At 69.5% G+C, this 13,324-nt stretch carries 11 protein-coding genes and 1 pseudogene; 1 reads left to right on the plus strand and 11 read right to left on the minus strand.

What is annotated here, in order from left to right; all coding sequences use genetic code 11:
- Both IE249_RS39190 and IE249_RS32080 read right to left on the minus strand, forming a co-directional pair.
- Positions 1–198 (minus strand): annotated as a pseudogene (locus tag IE249_RS39190) (hypothetical protein); the annotation flags it as partial.
- 428 nt (positions 199–626) lie between these two features.
- On the minus strand, positions 627–821 hold the full coding sequence (locus IE249_RS32080) for a hypothetical protein (RefSeq protein WP_189710516.1): 195 nt from the start codon (positions 819–821) through the stop codon (positions 627–629).
- Positions 822–1,005: 184 nt separating this feature from the next.
- On the opposite strand from IE249_RS32080, the gene IE249_RS32085 reads away from it, so the two are divergent.
- Entirely contained in the window at positions 1,006–3,117 is a 2,112-nt protein-coding gene (locus tag IE249_RS32085) for a S9 family peptidase (RefSeq protein ID WP_189710518.1), read from the plus strand.
- Positions 3,118–3,245: 128 nt separating this feature from the next.
- On the opposite strand, the gene IE249_RS32090 is transcribed toward IE249_RS32085, so the two are convergent.
- The 9 genes from IE249_RS32090 to IE249_RS32130 all read right to left on the minus strand — a co-directional run bounded on the left by IE249_RS32090 (position 3,246) and on the right by IE249_RS32130 (position 13,159).
- Positions 3,246–4,295, minus strand: coding sequence for an ABC transporter ATP-binding protein (locus IE249_RS32090; protein WP_189710520.1), 1,050 nt, complete (start codon positions 4,293–4,295; stop codon positions 3,246–3,248).
- Positions 4,288–5,262, minus strand: coding sequence for an ABC transporter ATP-binding protein (locus tag IE249_RS32095; protein ID WP_189710522.1), 975 nt, complete (start codon positions 5,260–5,262; stop codon positions 4,288–4,290). Before IE249_RS32095 ends, IE249_RS32090 begins: the two co-directional genes overlap by 8 nt.
- An 8-nt stretch (positions 5,263–5,270) precedes the next feature.
- The gene (locus IE249_RS32100) at positions 5,271–6,302 is read right to left on the minus strand and encodes an ABC transporter permease (RefSeq protein WP_189710523.1); all 1,032 of its coding nucleotides are present in this window, start codon (positions 6,300–6,302) and stop codon (positions 5,271–5,273) included.
- Positions 6,295–7,218, minus strand: a complete 924-nt coding sequence (locus tag IE249_RS32105; protein ID WP_189710525.1) for an ABC transporter permease — start codon at positions 7,216–7,218, stop codon at positions 6,295–6,297. The genes IE249_RS32100 and IE249_RS32105 overlap by 8 nt, the downstream gene beginning before the upstream one ends.
- A gap of 6 nt (positions 7,219–7,224) precedes the next feature.
- On the minus strand, positions 7,225–8,856 hold the full coding sequence (locus tag IE249_RS32110) for a peptide ABC transporter substrate-binding protein (RefSeq protein WP_189710527.1): 1,632 nt from the start codon (positions 8,854–8,856) through the stop codon (positions 7,225–7,227).
- A 231-nt stretch (positions 8,857–9,087) separates the two neighbouring features.
- Complete coding sequence (locus IE249_RS32115) at positions 9,088–10,236, minus strand: ABC transporter ATP-binding protein (protein WP_189710529.1); 1,149 nt, start codon at positions 10,234–10,236, stop codon at positions 9,088–9,090.
- Positions 10,229–11,290: an ABC transporter ATP-binding protein gene (locus IE249_RS32120; protein ID WP_189710531.1), complete on the minus strand. Its 1,062-nt coding sequence runs from the start codon at positions 11,288–11,290 to the stop codon at positions 10,229–10,231. The genes IE249_RS32115 and IE249_RS32120 overlap by 8 nt, the downstream gene beginning before the upstream one ends.
- A gap of 11 nt (positions 11,291–11,301) precedes the next feature.
- Positions 11,302–12,240 carry an ABC transporter permease gene (locus tag IE249_RS32125; RefSeq protein WP_189710533.1) on the minus strand — a complete coding sequence of 313 codons (939 nt, stop codon included), beginning with the start codon at positions 12,238–12,240 and terminating at the stop codon, positions 11,302–11,304.
- Entirely contained in the window at positions 12,233–13,159 is a 927-nt protein-coding gene (locus IE249_RS32130) for an ABC transporter permease (RefSeq protein WP_189710535.1), read from the minus strand. Before IE249_RS32130 ends, IE249_RS32125 begins: the two co-directional genes overlap by 8 nt.
- Positions 13,160–13,324 lie beyond the last annotated feature (165 nt).

Below are 13,324 nucleotides of genomic sequence, written 5' to 3' on the forward strand. Positions count from 1 at the left end.
GATCAGCTTGATGCCCTGGGTCTTTTGGATCTGATCCGCGTTCGGGTAGGCGTAGTCCTCCACCGCCGACGGCGGAGCGACCCCCGCGGACCCCCCGGTCGGCTGTGGGTCGGCGGTCGCGAGCGCCTGAGCCCCCGCGAGCGCCAGGGTGGCAGCAGCCCCCGCGACTGCAAGCATCCTGCGTATGCCAGGAGTCACCCGAGTTCCTTTCCAGGCACGGATGACGGCATGACGAAACAACATCTGCAGCCCCCCGTGCACACAGACGTAAAGCAAAAATAAGTGGTCGACGCGACCCTAAAACAGCATCAGATCCGAAACAACGTGAGCGCGATCACGAAGGTTCACAGGATAGTTTCGCCATGAATGAGCCTAGCGAATTCTTACTCAACACTGCCCTGCGCCTTGCCTTCGCAGCGCCCCTGACGAGGGACGATGACCTACGGCTGGTGCGGGCGCCGCAGCGCGGGCCCCGCCGAGGGTCCGGCTCCCCCGGCGCCACGGGAGGCCCGTGGAATTCGACGGGTAGGCGGAGTCACCCGCTGGACTCGAGCATTTTTCACCGGCTGATCGCCTTCTGCTGAAAGCGAGAACCAGAACGGCGCGGCCAGCGGGTCGGAGCGGACTCAGAACTTGAGGCTGCCGATCATCCCCGCGATGTTCGTGGTGAGTTGGTGGATCGTGGGGGCGACCGTGGACGAGGCGAGGTAGAACCCGAGCAGCATGCAGACGATCGCGTGGCCGGCCTTGAGGCCGGACTTCTTGACCAGCAGGAAGACGATGATCGCCAGCAGCACCACCGCCGAAATCGAGAGTGCCACGGCGGCTCACCTCCAATGATCCCAGGACGCGGGGGGTCGGGGGTTCGGACGATGGGGGCAGATAAATCCACACAACGGGCAGCAGGTTCATACCCACTATGCGCTAGTGATCATAACTTTCCGCACGCGCGCATCGGTCGGCGCACGGCCGCACAAGGGGGCGCATGGCCAATATGGTCATGGCATGACGACCGAGCCTGTCTCCTTCCCCCGACTGCACGCGCGCACCCAGCGGTTCACGCTCGGCGCGCCGCGGGCGTTCACGGTGGCCCCCGACGCCTCGCGCGTGGTGTTCCTGCGCTCCGACTCCGGTACCGACCGGGCCAACTCCCTGCGCGTGCTCGATCTGGAGGGCGGTGGGGAGCGCGTGGCCGCCGACCCGCGCGCCCTCCTCGGCGGTGCCGCCGAGCACCTGTCCCCGCAGGAGCGGGCGCGCCGCGAGCGCAGCCGCGAGGGGGGTGCGGGGATCGTCGGGTACGCCACCGACACGGCGGTGGAGCTGGCGTCTTTCGCCTTGTCAGGGCGGCTCTTCGCGGCCGAGCTGCGGGCCGGGACAGCACGTGAACTGCCCGTCGGGGGACCGGTGATCGACCCGCGTCCGTCCCCGGACGGACGGCACATCGCCTACGTCGCCGGGGGCGCCCTGCGCGTGGTGGGCGCCGAGGGCGAGGGCGACCGGGCGCTCGCCGAACCGGAGTCGGAGAACGTCACGTACGGCCTGGCGGAGTTCGTCGCGGCCGAGGAGATGCACCGCTCGCGGGGCTTCTGGTGGGCGCCGGGGGCGGACCGGCTGCTGGTGGCGCGGGCGGACGACACGCCGGTGCGGCGGTGGTGGATCTCCGATCCGGCGCACCCGGTGCGCGAGCCGCAGCGGGTGGCGTACCCGGCGGCCGGCACCCCCAACGCGGACGTACGGCTGTTCGTGATCGGCCTGGACGGGGTGCGCACCGAGGTCTCCTGGGACCGCGCAGGCTATCCGTATCTGGCGCAAGTGCACTGGTCAGCGGCGGGTGCGCCACTGCTGCTCGTACAGGCGCGCGACCAGCGCAGTCAGCTGTACCTGGCGGTGGACCCGGACACCGGGGCCACCCGGATGGTGCACGCCGACGAAGATCCAGTTTGGCTGGATCTTTTCGCCGGGGCGCCGTGCTGGTCGCCCTCCGGGCAGTTGGTGCGGATCGCGGACGAGGGCGGCGCGCGGGTCCTGACGGTGGGCGAACGACCGCTGACGGGGCCCCAGTTGCACGTGCGTGCCGTGCTGGACGTGTCGGACGACGACGTGCTGGTCTCCGCCTCGGCGGGCGAGGAGGCCGCGGAACCGGAGACCGGCGAGGTGCACGTGTACCGGGTGAACGAACTCGGCCTGGAGCGCGTGAGCCAGGAGCCGGGTGTGCACTCGGCGGTGCGGGCCGGGGGCGTGACCGTACTGGTGTCCGCGACGCTCGACCGGCCGGGCGCCCAGGTGAAGGTGCTGCGCGGCGGAAAGCAGGTGGCCACTGTCCCGTCGTACGCCGAAAATCCTGGTCTGTCCCCCCGCGTGACGCTCACCCAGGGGGGCGCACGCCGAATTCCGTGCGCCGTGCTTATGCCTACGGACTACCCCGGTGACACTCCCCTCCCGGTGCTCATGGATCCGTACGGCGGCCCGCACGGTCAGCGGGTGGTCGCCGCGCACAACGCGCATCTGACGTCCCAGTGGTTCGCCGACCAGGGCTTCGCGGTGATCGTGGCCGACGGGCGGGGCACGCCCGGCCGGTCCCCCGCCTGGGAGAAGGCGATCCACCACGACTTCACCGTCACCCTCGACGACCAGATCGAGGCCCTCCAGGACCTCGCGAAGACCTACCCGCTCGACCTCGGCAGGGTGGCGATCCGCGGCTGGTCCTACGGCGGTTACCTCGCCGCGCTCGCGGTGCTGCGCCGCCCCGACGTCTTCCACGCGGCCGTCGCGGGCGCCCCCGTCACCGACTGGCGGCTGTACGACACCCACTACACCGAGCGGTACCTGGGCGACCCGGCCGCCGACCCGGAGTCCTACGCGGGCAGTTCCCTGGTCACCGACGACGGCCTGGTCGATCCCGCGGGGCCGCACCGGCCGCTGATGATCGTGCACGGTCTGGCCGACGACAACGTGGTGGTCGCGCACAGCCTGCGGCTGTCCTCCGCCCTGCTCGCCGCCGGCCGTCCGCACGAGGTGCTGCCGCTGTCCGGGGTGACCCACATGACCCCGCAGGAGCAGGTCGCCGAGAACCTGCTCCTGCTCCAGGTGGACTTCCTGCGGCGCTCGCTTCTCTGACGGCGAAGAATCACGCCAACGGCGTTAACACGCGGGCAACTTCGCGGAAGCGGCACCGATATACGGACGCGCCAGGCTGAACGACGTACGGCCGTGCGGGTGCCGTGGGCGGGCCGGGGTGCATCACGTCACCCCGGCCCGTTGCCGTGCTCCTCGGCCGGCACGACCCTCAGCTCCTCAGCGAAGTGGCACGCCGAGTCGTGCACCGCCGGGCCGGTGGCGTACCGGAACTCCGCCGGGACCGCCAGCGCGGGCACCTCCAGCGCACACCGCTCGCGCGCCTTGAAGCAGCGGGTGCGGAAGCGGCAGCCGGAGGGAATGTCCGCCGGGGACGGCACATCACCCGAGAGGATGATCCGCTCGCGGCGGTCCCGGGCGTCCGGGTCGGGCACGGGGACCGCCGACAGCAGCGCCTGGGTGTAGGGGTGAGTGGGATGGTCGTAGATCTCCGTGTCGGTGCCGGTCTCGACGATCCGCCCCAGGTACATGACGGCGACCCGGTCGGAGATGTGCCGCACGATCGACAGGTCGTGCGCGATGAAGACGTAGCTCAGCTCGAACTCCGCCTGGAGCCGGTCCATCAGGTTGATCACCTGGGCCTGGACCGACACGTCCAGCGCCGACACCGGCTCGTCGGCGACGATGATCTCCGGGTGCAGCGCGAGGCCCCGCGCGATGCCGATGCGCTGGCGCTGGCCGCCGGAGAACTGGTGCGGGTAGCGGTTGACGTACTCCGGGTCGAGCCCGACCACGTCCAGCAGCTCCTGCACCCTGCGCCGCCGGTCCCCCTTCGGGGCCGCCTCCGGGTGGATCTCGTACGGCTCCCCGACGATGTCGCCCACCGTCATGCGGGGGTTGAGGGAGGTGTACGGGTCCTGGAAGACCATCTGGATGTTGCGGCGGACCGCCTTGAGCGCCTTGCCGGACAGCTTGGTGATGTCCTCGCCCCGGTAGCGGATCGCGCCCGCCGTGGGCCGCTCCAGATGGCAGAGCAGCTTGGCCACCGTGGACTTGCCGCAGCCGGACTCGCCGACGATGCCCAGGGTCTCGCCCCGGCCGAGCGTGAAGTCGACGCCGTCGACGGCCTTGACCGATCCGATCTGCCTCCTGAACAGGACGCCCCGGGTGAGCGGGTAGTGCTTGACGAGCCCCTCGACCTCCAGGACCGGCTCAGCCATCCAGGCACTCCCTCCAGAAGTGGCAGGCGGAACCGCGCTGTTCGTCCACCTCGTACAGCGGCGGCGGGTCCGTGCGGCACACGTCCCGGGCCATGGGGCAGCGCGGGTGGAAGGCGCAGCCCGGCGGGATGCGGGTCAGGCTGGGCGGCAGGCCCTTGATGGCGTACAGCTCCCGTCCCTTGAGGTCCAGACGCGGGATGGAGTCCAGCAGGCCGCGCGTGTAGGGGTGGGCGGGCGCCTTGTAGAGGTCGTGGACGGGCGCGGACTCCACGATCCGGCCCGCGTACATCACCGCGATCCTGTCGGCGACGTCCGCGACCACGCCCAGGTCGTGGGTGATGAGGACGAGCCCCATCCGGTACTCGCGCTGGAGCTCGGCGAGCAGGTCCATCACCTGGGCCTGGACGGTGACGTCGAGGGCCGTGGTCGGCTCGTCCGCGATGACCAGAGCCGGTTCCAGGGCCAGCGCCATGGCGATCATGATGCGCTGGCGCATGCCCCCGGAGAACTGGTGCGGATAGTCCCGCACCCGCTGGGCGGCGGCCGGGATGCGCACCCGGTCCATCAGCTCCACGGCCCTGGCCCGGGCGTCCTTGCGGGACGTTCCGAGGTGCACCACGAACATCTCGCCGAGCTGGTCGCCCACGGTGAGCACGGGGTTGAGGGCGGACAGCGCGTCCTGGAAGATCATCGCCATCTCCGCGCCCCGGATCCGCCGCCGCTCGTCCTCCTTGAGCTTCAGCAGGTCCTGGCCGCGGAAGAGGATCTCGCCGCCGGTGATCCGGCCGGGCGGCGTGTCGAGGATGCCCATGACCGTCTGTGCGGTGACCGACTTGCCCGAGCCGGACTCCCCCAGCACCGCCAGCGTCTCGCCGGCGTCGACCTGGCAGGTGACCCCGTTGACGGCGTGGGCGACACCGTCGCGGGCGCGGAACTCCACGCGCAGGTCGCGGACTTCGAGCAGCATGGGCGCGTTCACCTCAGCTTGGGGTCGAGGGCGTCGCGCACCGCGTCGCCGAGCATGATGAACGCCAGCACCGTGATCGCCAGCGCTCCCGCGGGCCACAGCAGGGCGTGCGGGGCGTTGCGGATGTAGGGCGAGGCGGCGGAGATGTCGATGCCCCAGGACACGCTCGGCGGCTTCAGCCCGACACCGAGGTAGGACAGGGTCGCCTCCAGCGCGATGTACGTGCCGAGCGCGATGGTGGCGACCACGATCACCGGGGCGACGGCGTTGGGCGCGATGTGCCTCAGCAGGATGCGGGAGTTGGAGGCGCCGAGGGCGCGGGCGGCCTGCACGTAGTCGTGCTGCTTGGCGGTGATGACCGAGCCGCGCGCGATGCGGGAGATCTGCGGCCAGCCGAGCAGCACGATGAACCCGACGACCGGCCACACGGTGTTGCCGGGGACCACCGACAGCAGCACCAGGCCGCCGAGGACGACGGGGATGGCGAAGAAGATGTCGGTGATCCGGGACAGGAAACCGTCCCACGTCCCGCCGAAGAACCCGGCGAGCCCGCCGAGCACCGAGCCGAGCAGCGCCACCCCGAGCGTGGCGCACACGCCGACCGTGACGGAGGCGCGGGCGCCGTAGACGGTGCGGGTGTAGACGTCGCAGCCCTGCCCGTCGAAGCCGAAGGGGTGGCCGGGCGCCGGGCCGTCCTGGGCCCTGGCCAGATCGCAGGTCAGCGGATTGCCGGAGGCGATCAGGGAGGGCCACACGGCGATGACGACGAGGAAGAGGATCACCAGCGCGGAGACGACGAAGACCGGGTTGCGGCGCAGGTCACGCCAGGCGTCGGACCACAGGCTGCGCGGCCGGCCGGCGGCGGGGCCCGCGCCCTCCGCGTCCTCGCGGCCGCCCGGCCCCTCGGGCCCCTGGGGCCCCTCCGGGCCGCCGGGGGCGCGCTCCAGCGTCGTCGCCTCGCTCGCCGCGAGGTCCATCGCGCCGCCCATGCCCGTCCCGGCGACGGCGCCCTCGCTGTCGTACGGCGGCTGCTCAGGCATAGCGGATCCTCGGGTCGAGTACGGCGTAGAGCAGGTCCACGAGGAGGTTGGCGACCAGGAACACCAGGACCAGGACGGTGACGAAGCCGACCACGGTCTGGGTGTTCTGGCGCAGGATGCCCTGGTAGAGCTGGTAGCCGACGCCGTGGATGTTGAAGATGCGCTCGGTGACGATGGCGCCGCCCATCAGCGCGCCGATGTCGGTGCCGATGAAGGTGACCACCGGGATGAGCGAGTTGCGCAGCAGGTGCCGGGTGACGACCCGGTGGCGGGGCAGGCCCTTGGCGACGGCGGTGCGGACGTAGTCGGAGCGCCGGTTCTCCGCGATGGAGGTGCGGGTGAGGCGGGTGACGTAGGCGAGGGAGACCGAGGCGAGGACCAGGCCCGGCACGATCAGCTCGCCGAAGGCGGCCGCCGGGGACACCGAGGGCTTGATCCAGCCCCACTTCACGCCGAGCAGCAGCTGGAGCAGCAGACCGGTGACGAAGGTGGGCACGGAGATGACGACGAGGGTGAGGACGAGGACCGAGGTGTCGACGGGCCGGCCGCGCCTCAGACCGGTCATCACGCCCAGCACGATCCCGATGACGATCTCGAAGAGGACGGCGACGACCGTCAGCCGGATGGTGACGGGGAACGCGCTCGCCATCAGCTCGGTGACGGGCTGGCCGTTGAACGCCGTGCCGAAGTTCCCGGCGAACACGTTGCCCATGTAGGTCGCGTACTGCTGCCACAGTGGCCTGTCGAGGCCGAACTCCCGCTTGAGCTGGGCGGCGGTCGCCGGGTCGCACTGCCGCTCCCCGCACAGCCCGGCCACCGGGTCGCCCATGACGTTGACCATGAGGAAGATCAGCAGGGTGGCGCCGATGAACACCGGGACCATCTGCAGCAGCCGTCTGACGACGTAGCGTCCCATGGCGGGTCAGCCGACCTTGATCTCGTCGTAGACCGGGACGCTGAAGGGGTTGAGCGCCACGTCGTGCAGCCGGTCGGTGTAGCCGGCGCTGCCGTTCTGGTACCACAGCGGGATCGCGGCCATGTTGTCCCGTACGACGCCCTCGGCCTGCTGGAAGAGCTGGACGGCCCTGGCCCGGTCGCTCTCGGCGTTGGCCTGGTCGACGAGGTGGTCGAACCGCTTGTCGGACCACTTGCCGTCGTTGGACGAGGCGTTGGTGTAGTACAGCGGCTGGAGGAAGTTCTGGATGAGCGGGTAGTCCATCTGCCAGCCGGCCCGGAACGGCCCGGACATCTTGTGCTGGGAGATCTGGTTGCGGAAGTCGGCGAAGGTGCCGACCGGATTGCCCACGCACGCCTTGTCGTTGCCGAGGGCGTTGTTGATGGAGTTGCACACGGCGTCCACCCATTGCTTGTGCGAGCCCGTGTCCGCGTTGTACGTGATCCGCACCTGGCCGCCGGGCAGCCCGCCGCCTTCCCGCACCAACTGGCGGGCCCGCGCCGGGTCGTAGGTGCAGGCCTCGCCGCACAGCCCCGCCTTGTAGCCGCCGTCCGCGCCGAGGACCGGGGAGGTCCAGTCGGTGGCCGGGGTGCGGGTGCCGCGGAAGATGGTGTCGGTGATCTGCTTGCGGTTGATGGCCATGGACAGGCCGGTGCGGACCTTCCGCGCCCCGGGCGTGTTCCACTTCGGGTCGTAGTAGGGGAAGGCGAGGGTCTGGATGATCCCGGCCGGGGTGTTGATGTAACGGCCGTTCAGATCGGTCTTGACGTTCTTGAGCTGGGTGGCGGGCACGTCGTCGACCAGGTCGAGGTTGCCGGCCAGCACGTCGGTGTAGGCGGTGTTGCTGTCGGTGTAGACCAGGAGGGTCACGCCGTCGTTGCGTGCCTTGTCCGGGCCCGGATAGCCGTCCCACTTCCTCAGGTTCATCGCCGAGCCCCGGGTGTAGGACTCGATCCGGTACGGCCCGTTGCCGACCGGCTTGGCGATCCAGCCCTCGTGGTCGGTGAAGAAGGTGGAGGGCAGCGGGTCGAAGGCGGCGTAGCCGAGGGTGTCGGGGAAGGTGGAGAACTTCTGGTTGAGCCGTACGGTGAAGGTGCGCGGGCCGGTGACCTTCAGCCCGGACAGGGTGTCGGCGGTCTGCCTGCCGGTCTCCGGGTGGACCTGGTCGTAGCCCTCGATGTAGCCGAAGAAGTAGGCGTTCTTCTGGTTGTTCCTCAGGCTCGCGCCGTAGTTCCAGGCGTCCACGAAGGACTTCGCGGTGACCGGCTCGCCGTTGCTGAACTTCCAGCCGTCCCTGACGGTGATGGTGAAGTTCCGCGAGTCGGTGGTCTCGATGCTCTGGGCGAGCATGTTCTTGGCCTTGCCGGTCCTCGGGTCGTAGCGCTTCAGTCCCCGGAAGACCATGTCGAGCACCTTGCCGCCCTGCACCTCGTTGGTGTTGGCCGGCTCCAGCGGGTTCTGCGGGTCGCCCCAGGAGGAGCTGAGCACCGCGCCCGAGCCGCCGCTGCCCACCCCGCCCCCGCAGGCTGCCGCCGCGAGAGCGCCCGCCATGACACAGGCGGCCCAGGCGAGGCGCTTGACTGCGCGCGGGCTGCGCATGGGTGCCTCCTCGGGAGCCGGCGCGAGGCGTTCTGGCGGGGCGGGCTGCGCGGGCAGACCCGCCGACATATCAGCACATCAACCGCAAATCGCACGCTCGCCGCACCGGAGGGGGTGAGGGCACCAGCCGAAAGGGGCACTGGAAAGGACACCGGAAGGGGCACGAACGACCGATTCCCGGCCCCCTGGAGGGGAGCCGGGAATCGGATGCGTGGTGCCGCCGGAGGTGGGCTACGCCGCGTGGACGACGTCCTTCTCCTCGGCGAAGTGGCAGGCCGACTCGTGGGCCGCCGGGGAGTCCGAGGACTTGAACCGCTCGGGGATCGCCAGGAGCGGGGTCTCCTCGGCGCACTTGTCCTGCGCCTTCCAGCAGCGGGTGCGGAAGCGGCAGCCCGAGGGCGGGTTGGCCGGGGAGGGCACGTCGCCGGTGAGGATGATCCGATCGCGGTGCTCGCGGGCGTCCGGGTCGGGCACCGGGACCGCCGACAGCAGCGCCTGGGTGTAGGGGTGCGTCGGGTGGTCGTAGATCTGCTCGTCGGTGCCGATCTCGGCCATCCGGCCGAGGTACATCACGCCCACCCGGTCGGAGATGTGCCGGACGATCGACAGGTCGTGCGCGATGAAGATGTAGGACAGGTTGAACTCGTCCTGCAGCCGCTCCATCAGGTTGATGACCTGCGCCTGGACGGAGACGTCCAGCGCGGAGACCGGCTCGTCGCAGATGATGACCTCGGGGTTGAGCGCGAGGCCGCGGGCGATGCCGATGCGCTGGCGCTGGCCGCCGGAGAACTGGTGCGGGTAGCGGTTGATGTACTCCGGGTTCAGACCCACGACGTCCAGGAGCTCCTTCACCCTGCGCCGCCGGTCGCCCTTCGGCGCCACCTCGGGGTGGATGTCGAAGGGCTCCCCGATGATGTCGCCGACCGTCATGCGGGGGTTGAGCGACGTGTAGGGGTCCTGGAAGATCATCTGGATGTTGCGGCGCACGGCCTTCAGGGCGCGCCCGGACAGCTTGGTGATGTCCTGGCCCTTGTAGAAGATCTCGCCCGCCGTCGCCCGCTCCAGGTTCATCAGGAGCTTGGCCACCGTGGACTTGCCGCAGCCGGACTCGCCCACGATGCCCAGGGTCTCGCCCTGGTACAGGTCGAAGGAGATGCCGTCGACGGCCTTCACCGCGCCGATCTGGCGCTTGATGAGGATGCCCTGCGTCAGCGGGAAGTGCTTGACGAGGTTGCGCACCTGGAGGATCGGCTCGCCCCGGTCGACGTGCTCGTCGAGCGCGGCGACCGCCTGCTCCTCGGACTTCACCTCGGCGACCCGCACGTCGGAGACGTTCGGCGTCGCGTCCGTCGGCTCGCCGGCCTTGGTCGTGTCAGCCATGGATCGTCTCCTTCCAGAAGTGGCACGCGCTGGCGCGGCCCGGCAGTTCCGTCCCGTCCCGCTCGGTCACGGGGACCAGCGGCGGAAGGTCGGTGCGGCAGATGTCCTGCGCCTTCTCGCAGCGCGGGTTGAAGGCGCAACCGCTCGGCACCTTCAGCAGGTTGGGCGGCAGGCCCTTGATCGCGTAGAGGTCCTGGCCCTTGAGGTCCAGGCGCGGGATCGAGTCCAGCAGACCGCGCGTGTAGGGGTGGGCCGGGCGCTTGTAGAGCTCGTGCACCGGCGCGGTCTCCACGATCCGGCCCGCGTACATCACCGCGATCTTGTCGGCGACGTCCGCGACCACACCGAGGTCGTGGGTGATCAGGATCAGGCCCATGCGGTACTCGCGCTGGAGCTCCGCGAGCAGGTCCATCACCTGGGCCTGGACCGTCACGTCGAGGGCCGTGGTCGGCTCGTCGGCGATGATCAGGTCCGGCTCCAGGGCCAGCGCCATGGCGATCATGATGCGCTGGCGCATACCGCCGGAGAACTGGTGCGGGTAGTCGTTCACCCGGGCCGCGGCGGCCGGGATCTTCACCCGGTCCATCAGCTCGATGGCCTTGGCCTTGGCCTGCTTGCGGGACAGCCCCTGGTGGACGCGGAACATCTCACCGAGCTGGAAACCCACGCTGAGCACGGGGTTGAGCGAGGACAGCGCGTCCTGGAAGATCATCGCGATGCGGGCGCCGCGCAGCTTGCGCCGCTCCTCGCCCGACATCTTGAGCATGTCCTGCCCGAAGAAGCGGATCTCTCCCTTGGGGATGCTGGCCGGCGGCATGTCCAGGATGCCCATGATCGCCTGCGCGGTCACGGACTTGCCGGAGCCGGACTCGCCGAGCACGGCGAGCGTCTCGCCGGAGTCCACCGAGTAGTTGACGCCGTTGACGGCCCGGACCACGCCCTCGCGGGTCTTGAACTCGACGTGCAGATCACGCACTTCGAGCAGCGGGCTGGTCTTGTCCCCGTCGCCGGATCGCGGAGCCGGGACGGCGTCCGTCGGGTCGATGATGGTCACGTACGCCTCCCTCAGCGCATCTTGGGGTCGAAGGCGTCGCGGACCACGTCGCCGAGCATGATGAACGCCAGCACGGTAAGGCTCAGGGCACCGGCCGGGAAGAGCAGCGCGTGCGGCGAGGTCAGGAACCGGTCCTGGGCGTCACTGATCATCAGACCCCAGGAGATGTTCGGGGACTGGATGCCGATGCCCAGGTAGGACAGGGCGGCCTCGGCGGAGATGTAGACACCGAGGTTCATCGTGGTGATGACGATGACCGGGGCGAGCGTGTTCGGCAGGATGTGCCGGAACGCGATGCGCCAGGAGTCGGCGCCGAGTGCCCGGGCCGCCATCACGTAGTCGTTGTATTTGTTGGAGATGACCTCGCCGCGCATGATCCGGAAGACCTGCGGCCAGCCGAGGATCGCCATGATGAACGACACGGTCCACACGTCGCCGGTGCGCCAGATCGACATGATCAGCAGACCACCGATGATGATCGGCAGTGCGGAGAACACCTCGGTGATGCGGGACAGCAGCATGTCGACCCAGCCGCCGATCAGACCGGCCAGCATGCCGAGCAGTCCGCCGATCAGCGTCGTGGCGATGGTGGTGACCACGCCCACGACGATGGAGTTGCGGGTGCCGTACACGGTGCGCGTGTAGATGTCGCAGCCCTGCACGTCGAAACCGAACAGGTGGCCCGAGGACGGCCCGTTCATGGAGTTCTGCAGCTGGCAGAAGCCGTCGGAGAACGGCGAGCGGGCGGTGAACAGGCTGGGCGCGATGGCCAGCGCCAGCAGGCACACGATCACGAGGGCCGAGAGGATGAACAGGGGCCGCTTGCGCAGGTCCGCCCAGCCGTCCTTGAGCAGGCTCGCCTGCCGGGCCGCCGCCTTCTCCTCGGCCTCCAGCTCCTTGGCGAGGGCCGCCTCGTCGGTGGTGGGCCGCTCTATCGTCTTCTCACTCATAACGGATCCTCGGGTCGAGCACGGCGTACATCAGGTCTACGACGAGGTTGGCGACCAGGTAGATGAGCACCAGGAGGGTCACCAGACCGACGACGACCGGCCGCTCGCGCAGATAGACGGACTGGGCCAGCTGGCCACCGATACCGGGCATGTTGAACACGCGCTCGGTGATGATGGCGCCGCCCATGAGGGCACCGAGGTCGAAGCCCAGGAAGGTCACGACCGGAATCAGGGAGTTGCGCAGGGCGTGCAGGCCGATCACCCGGCGCTGCGGCAGGCCCTTGGCGATCGCGGTGCGCACGTAGTCGGCGCGGATGGACTCGGTCATGCTCGTGCGGACCAGTCGCGCGATGTACGCCATGGAGGTCGAGGCGAGGACGATGGCCGGGAGGATGTAGCTCTGCGGCCAGCCCCGCTCGATGCCGGCGACCGGCGTGATCTTCAGGTTCACACCGAACTCCAGCTGGAGCACGCTGCCGAGCACGAAGACCGGGATGGAGATGAGCACCAGCGTGGAGACGAGCACCACGTTGTCGATGAACTTGCCCTTGCGCAGCGCGGAGAAGAGACCCGCGACGATGCCGATGACGGCCTCGATGGCGAAGGCGGTCAGACCCAGCTTGAGGGTGACCGGGAACCGCTCGGAGACGATGTCGGAGATGGCACGGCCGTTGTAGGTCTCACCGAGGTCACCGGTGAAGACGCCACTGATGTAGTGCCAGTACTGCTGGTAGAGCGGCTCGTTCAGGTGGTAATGGTCGCGGAGGATCGCCGCGATGTTGGGGTCGGCACGCTTGTCGCCGGCCAGAGCCTGGATCGGGTCGCCGGGCAGAGCGAAGACCAGGCAGAAGATGATGAACGTGACGCCTATCACCACAGGGATCACCTGCAGGAGGCGGCGCACGACGTATCGGCCCATGGGTACTCCAGAGGGGGGTGCGGGACCCGCCCGCGGCCGGGGCGGCAGCACTGTCGGACGGGAGACGGCAGAAGGGGTGAGCAGGGGAAGGCTTGCGCTCCCTCCCCCTGCTCACCCACCTGTCCGCTGTGTCGGGACTACTCAGACCGTGCTCAGCTGAGCTTG

Origin of the sequence: Streptomyces anandii JCM 4720 (assembly GCF_014650655.1) — a bacterium.
Lineage (GTDB): Bacteria > Actinomycetota > Actinomycetes > Streptomycetales > Streptomycetaceae > Streptomyces > Streptomyces anandii.